This window comes from Bradyrhizobium sp. NBAIM08 (genome assembly GCF_020193935.1).
In the GTDB taxonomy this organism is placed as follows: Bacteria; Pseudomonadota; Alphaproteobacteria; order Rhizobiales; family Xanthobacteraceae; genus Bradyrhizobium; species Bradyrhizobium yuanmingense.
Window position 1 is genome coordinate 40,612 of record NZ_JADYVR010000025.1, and the last position, 6,281, is coordinate 46,892.

Consider the following 6,281-nt stretch of genomic DNA (forward strand, 5'->3'; position numbering starts at 1 on the left):
CCCATCAGTTTGAGGCGGTGGCCAAGGGATCGCTGCTGTGAGTGACATATTTCATGCGTGGTCTAACGGGCGTTGGATCAGCCTCGACCTGCAATCCAATCGTTACAGCATGGCGAGCACTTCTGCAGCTTGTCCGGAGGAGCGTGAACGGCTAACCGAGACGACGGCCAAGTTGCGCGATTGCCTGAGTTCACCGCCAGCCTTTCTCCCACCCCTCCATCTGGTGTGGCACTATGCGCGTGCGGCTCATGCTGCTCGCTTCGTTCGCAGCCAGACCATCGCTCGTCAACTCGACTTTTTACGTGCCTCGCGTCGGGGAACAGCACCGGCGTCAATGGGAGTCGAAACAATCGATTACTACGCCAGCGTATTCCAACATCTGCGCAATCTTCGGTTCCGCCGCCCGCGCTGCCTTGAGGATTCCGTAGGGGGGTATCTGTTTTTCTATCCCTACATCGCATCGCTCGAGCTCCTCGTTGGTGTGAAGCAGCCCCCGTTCAGAGCCCACGCCTGGCTGCAATCTGGTGACCTCATTTTGAACGACGCGAAGCGTGCTGTGGAGGACTACAGCGTCATCTTGAGCTTCGCGAAATGAGACTCAATGTAGATGGGCTCTTGGATTCAGCGAAGGAGCTTGCCACCATCATTGTAGACGGCCGCGTGGAAATCACGGTGCTCAACGATATTGTTGACGCCGAGACCGGCATGCCGACTGAATTGGAGCCAACACAGTTCAAAGACACGTCTCTGCCGGAGATTGTCGCCTTGCTGCAGGAGCGGTACGCTGGCGATGCGGCGTTCATTGTTCGCGCGCCAAGTGGCATCGCGATCGTACGCCCACCTTTCTCGGAGATCTCCATCTTCTACCAGGTCAGAAATGATGAGATTGAGTGCTGGGCAGGACTGAAGCTGCCAGATGCCGCCTTGGCGCAACGCCACGCCTTCAACTTTGGCTATTTGACTGGCCTGATACGCAACGCGTCTTGGTTGACCCCGGAAACAGGGTTGTGTGGGATTTTTGAGCTACTGAGTGGCGCGGCGCTCATCGTCTCAAGGGGGACTTTTCGGCAAGTCGATTTTCTGGCGGGCGCCGTAGCCAGGCTCAACACCTCGGCGTTCTCTTTCAAGGATGACGTGGCCAGTTTTCGCCAATTGATCTCAGCGAGCGTCGCTCACAAAACCCGCCACTATGGCGGTGCTTTCAGTATTCAATGTTCCGGGGGCCTTGATTCGTCGGTAGTGGCGCTGGCTGCGGCCGACCTCCATCGAGGCAGGCCCCTTTCCCTCCTGAACAGCTACTCAGAGACGGACGTCAATGGTGACGAACGCTTCTTTTTTGCCGCGCTAGCCGAGCAGGTGGGCGGCGCGCCAACCTATGTCGAAACGAATGCTCGCTCGTCGATGACCCATCTATCGTCAGAATTGCTGGCTCCAACGCCGCGACCTTGTAAGCTAGCGGCCACGATCGCCACAACGGCTCAACTTCACGAGGCTGCGCAGGCCGCAGGATCGCGCCTGGTGCTCACAGGAGACGGAGGCGATCAACTATTTCTCAGAATGCGCCGCTTGACGATGGCCAGAGAGCTGCTTGCCGAATCCCGATCGCCACAAGATGCATTGCGCGAGCTCGCCGGCCTTGCGATTCAGGCTCGAACGTCTGTCTGGCGTGTTCTTCGCGAGGTGATCACCGGTCGGAGCGGCCGGGACTTACGCCGCCATATGCTCGGTGATCATCGGCCGCAGTCGCCTGTCGCGTCAGTGCGGCCGGATTTCGGTGCAGAGCTCGTACCAGGCGCCAGGTCCCTACGCCACCTGCCGACGACGCGACTGTTTCAGTTCTTCGGCATGCGTCATGCGGAGCTCAATCGCATCGCACTACGAGACATTGCGGTAGAAGAGCGAAAGGCGTTTGTGTTCTGGCCGCTCATCAAGGCAAGTCTCGTCACGGCTCGCCGACATCATCACTCAAATGGAATTGATCGTGCACTTGAGCGCGAGGCCTTCCGGGAACATTTGCCCGACGTGATCTACTATCGGGTTGGCAAAGGTGCCGGGCGCGACATGCTAATGCGGTACGAATATGGTGCCTTAGTGTCACGTGTCGAGCGTAGTGCATTGTATCGGCAAGGCTTGATCTCCCGCGATCTCCTCCGTTCAGCTATCGACAATTTGTCATACGACTCAGCGTTTGCACTCGTTCGTCTCTGCGCTGTTGCCGATTGGATGGACCTTCATGAACTGGGGTAAGCCGCTCTTGCCCCCGCTCCAATGGGACATCATCAAGACGAGCCTGCAATCTTCCCGCGTTCTTGTCGCGGGCTTCTTGCTCACGACCATTGCAGCGTCTGCCTGCACGGTCGCCGGGCCGCTCTTGTTCTCACGGGCCGTCGCCCGGCTGGCCAGCGCGCCGCCGCTTCTTACGCTCAGTTTGTTGTTGCTGTTTGCCGTTACGACCGCACTTGCTCGGTGCTTGCAGGAGGTCAAGGCGGTTCTGTCGAACAGGCTGGAACAGGACGTTCGTAATCTCTCCAGCAAGAAGATCATGGCCGCTCTGGTGAGCGCCGAGGGCTCGCTGTTTTCTCAAAACAATCCGAGCAAGATTTCGGCAATGGTAGAGAGTTGGCACCAGTCCAATAAGATGTACATTCAGCTCTATTTGATGGTGCTGATGGGCGGGGTCGCCGATGTTGCGTTCTCGTTCCTTGCCGTCGGTGGAGCAGCAAATTGGTTTGTGGCGCTGTTCGTTCTAGCCTACGGCGCCGTCCTCGTGTTGATAACGTGGAAGAGCAATAGAGTTACAAAAGTGTATCAGGCTGAGGCGCAGGCCTCAAGTAACGAGGGCTCGAACGTTTTAGGAAATGCAATCGAGAACATCATTTCGATCAGGGTGTTCCGCGCTCAACCCTGGATAGCTGAGTTGTATGACCGCCAGGCCGCCGCCACGCGCCGAGCCTGGCTCTCGTTCTATGGCGCCCGGTTGCGCTATGGCGCTTTGCAAGCGACCCTCTTGTTCGTTCAGTATGCCTCGATCTTGGGGCTTTCGCTGTGGCTCTATGACCGATCAGGCGAGATAGGTGGGCTCGTCATGGTGAGCATGATCCTGGTTCAACTGAACCGGCCCTTCGAGCTTATTGGCATGTCAATTCGAGACATCATCATTGCGCGTGGCATGGCCCGGCCGCTGCAGGCGCTGCTTGATGCCCATGCCCCAGCGGCACGACCCGCTATGCTCAAGCGTACTATGCCGATATCGGGCTCACTCGCCATTTCCATCAGCGCGCTTTCGTTTGGTTATGAGCGCGCCGCCTCGCCGCTTCTCTCTGGGATAACGGGCGAGTTCAAGCCCGGCGTCATCAACTTCATCATCGGACGCTCGGGCGCTGGCAAATCGACGCTTATGCAGCTCCTGCTAAAAATGCATCAAGGCTACAGCGGCCTGGTACGCGTTGGCTCTCTGGACCTGGCCACGATCGATCCGGAAGATTACTTGGCGCACGTAGGTTACGTGCCCCAAGAGCCTATGATGATGAATCTGAGTATCCGCGAAAACGTTCTGCTGGGCCGCCCGTTTCCCGATGCGGACGTGTTCCACGCACTAGAATGCGTCCATCTGGCTGATAAGGTGACCTCCTTGCGGGACGGTTTGGACTACCGCGTCGGCGAGCGGGGCCAATTGCTAAGCGGCGGCGAGAGGCAGCGCCTTGCGATCGCCCGTGCCCTCATCGCAAGGCCTCGGCTGTTGCTCCTCGACGAGGCCAGTTCCGGGTTGGACGAGCAGACCGAGCGCGGAATCTTCGACGAACTTCGGCAACTCGCGTCGGACACGACGATCATAGCAATCACGCATCGCCGGGGCGTGATAAGTCCACGTGACTACGTGCTAGATTTGTCGTGGTCGGCATCCGCGAGAGCCTCGCTTGTGCTCGCATAACTTCCGTGACCCGGCGCCTGAAAAAGTCTTGGATGGCACGGGCTGCGCCTTTGTGCTGCCCTTCGACCATCAACGCACTGATACTTTGACTTTCGACAAGCAACTCGCTGTAGTACGTACGTGTTCCCATTGCGCGTGAAAGGTAGACATAAACGACGTCCGCGACGTGATCCGCAATGTGGCGATGCTGTTTGACCAGCAACGCGCGCCGATAGCACTCGCCTGCTTTCAAGAAGAGTTTGGCGGGATCCTCATTGCTTGCGTAGATGGGCTTAATTTCACCGCAGAAGCTTGCCGCCACTTCATCAATCAGCTTCGCCTTGGTGAAATCGCTGATGCTATCGACATACATTTGCGACAGCATGTTGCAGAACAGGATGGCTTGATGTGGGTCGATCGGCCTGGCGTTGAACCCCTTGTGGTCGACATTTTGCACCACATCGCGCTCAGTCAGCCGTATCAAAGCCTCTCGTACGGGCGAAATTCCGACGCGAAGCTCATCGGCAATGTCGGCAGGCTTCAAGGCTGTGCCGGGTAGCCAATGGCCCAGTAATAGACGCTCGCGCAAGGCCTGGAATACTGGATGCTGTGTCTCAAAAGCCATGATTACTCGCCCGTTCAAGCGGCCTGACTGAGGCGGTCAAGGGAGCCTCACCTCTTGGCATAGCTCATGCCGCCCCGGAAACCATGCGCGGTCCGGTCCGCGGCGAAATGGCTGCTAGCATAGGCCGCCATGGCAGGCCGTCCGCTAGGGCCACGAAGCTCTGCTGCCGAGTAGGAGGTGGGTATGTCCAAAGCGGAATAGGCGGTCGCAACGGGTAGAGGCGATGATCGAGCGGCATTTCTGCCATTGTGCAACCCGCCCAAGAAGCAGCGTCGCTGCCACTGGTGCCGACGTCGGCGCCAACATGTTGGTTTCGCTGTTCACGATATTGCGTCCGCACTCGCGGTCCGCCGCCCAAAATCAGGATAGATTCGCCGGTCATCATGGCTCCCATTTCGTTCATCAAAATGTTAGTCGTTTGTTGGATCGGTGGAGAGCTCCAGCTCCGCTCGTCGCGCAGCCGCGTTCGTAACGAGATCAGCATCGGCGATTCGTAAGCCGCCACTTGCGCAATGGCGTGTTGGTGCTCCGAGGTGCATCCGAAGGGGAACGGGCCTGCATCGGGTGAACAACACCGCCACCATCGCTAAAGAAGAGCGTGCCGTTCAAACCGCCCTGCTTTCGCTGATCACGGAAGTCCTGCGGCGTGAGTCTAAGAATTGAAACATTCGCAATCCTTTTCGCTCGTTGGATAGCCTTGGCGTGGTCGGGGGCCGTCCCACCCATCTGAGATACAACTTGACGCTACGTACGATTCAAGGGATCTGAGGCCGTCAAACTGGACCATTTTTGGCTAGAGTTTTCGCCGCCGAATCCTCTCGGCTCGGAGCTTAACAACGGACTTAATCCCTCGATTTTCGAAATTTGCACTCGGCACGAATGCAGGTCGTCCCCGTGATGCCGTGTCTTTCGTTCTACCCGGAGACGTAGATTTTCCTTACGGCGTGCATGCCGCTTGGCCTCGCGGTAGTTGAGTACACACAATCGAAACAGAGCGCCCACAGCCGGGAATATCGCTCCGAAGGCGTCTTTGCGTTCTCAGACTGCAAGCCGCAAATTCCGGCTGCCTACTTGCCTCACTATGAGCGACACGACACTGAAGGGCGGTCGGATTTCAGATCATAAGCCACGGATGTAGCTTCCTCATGATCGGTCTCTCTTATCCTTGGCTTGAGCTCGAGTGCTCGCCAAGACTAGGCGCGACGTCGACCTCGCCGCGCTGCGCCACCCGCGCACGACGTTCGACGGCTTTGCCTTCATCGCAATCGCAGCGATATAGACCGATACATAGCGACTCGCTCTTGCACATCACACCTAATTTTGGAGCCATCCCGTCGCCGGCCATGCAGGCTTAAATGCCGGCTCCGATGATCAGATCAAAGAGCACTTTCGATTCCAGGCTGAATGTGTCGGCCGCATCGCCTGAGCTCAACGAACTGACGGCGCATGATAAACAGTGCAATCATCCCGGCGCCTAGCTCCGCGATGGCTTGACTGGCCAATACTCCGCTGAAGCCAGAGATGGCAGGGAAGAACAGTACAGCCGGAATGAAGAGATAATGTCTCGCGAAACACACAACCGCGCTGAGACGCGCTCTCCCGAGCGATTGAAGCATCGCCGTGACGACAGTCTCAATACCATACAGTCCAAAAAAGAGATGGAAGACGGTGCAGGCAGAAACGGCAATTTCCCTGACGCTATCGCTATCGCTGAACAGCCCGACCAAAGGACGGACAAAAACCATA

Annotated in this window: 4 protein-coding genes and 1 pseudogene; 3 read left to right on the forward strand and 2 right to left on the reverse strand. The window is 57.5% G+C overall.

Going from position 1 to position 6,281, the window contains the following annotated elements; all coding sequences use genetic code 11:
• Positions 1-37: 37 nt before the first annotated feature.
• The 3 genes from I6F37_RS37480 to I6F37_RS37490 are packed head-to-tail and all read left to right on the forward strand — an operon-like array spanning position 38 to position 3,931.
• Positions 38-595 (forward strand): lasso peptide biosynthesis B2 protein, encoded by a 558-nt coding sequence (locus tag I6F37_RS37480; RefSeq protein ID WP_225131370.1) that lies wholly within the window; start codon positions 38-40, stop codon positions 593-595.
• Positions 596-615: 20 nt separating this feature from the next.
• On the forward strand, positions 616-2,247 hold the full coding sequence (locus I6F37_RS37485; protein ID WP_225131372.1) for an asparagine synthase-related protein: 1,632 nt from the start codon (positions 616-618) through the stop codon (positions 2,245-2,247).
• Positions 2,234-3,931 (forward strand): ABC transporter ATP-binding protein, encoded by a 1,698-nt coding sequence (locus I6F37_RS37490; protein WP_225131375.1) that lies wholly within the window; start codon positions 2,234-2,236, stop codon positions 3,929-3,931. Before I6F37_RS37485 ends, I6F37_RS37490 begins: the two co-directional genes overlap by 14 nt.
• Here I6F37_RS37490 and I6F37_RS37495 read toward each other — a convergent pair.
• Entirely contained in the window at positions 3,840-4,535 is a 696-nt protein-coding gene (locus tag I6F37_RS37495) for a GntR family transcriptional regulator (RefSeq protein ID WP_225131377.1), read from the reverse strand. The two genes, I6F37_RS37490 and I6F37_RS37495, sit on opposite strands and share 92 nt — an antisense overlap.
• Positions 4,536-5,911: 1,376 nt before the next feature.
• Positions 5,912-6,281 (reverse strand): annotated as a pseudogene (locus I6F37_RS37500) (MATE family efflux transporter); the annotation flags it as partial.

Coding starts and splice junctions, on each gene's coding strand:
- I6F37_RS37495 (WP_225131377.1), bottom strand. CDS start 4,535: ATGGCTTTTGAGACACAGCATCCAGTATTCCAGGCCTTGCGCGAGCGT.
- I6F37_RS37490 (WP_225131375.1), top strand. CDS start 2,234: ATGAACTGGGGTAAGCCGCTCTTGCCCCCGCTCCAATGGGACATCATC.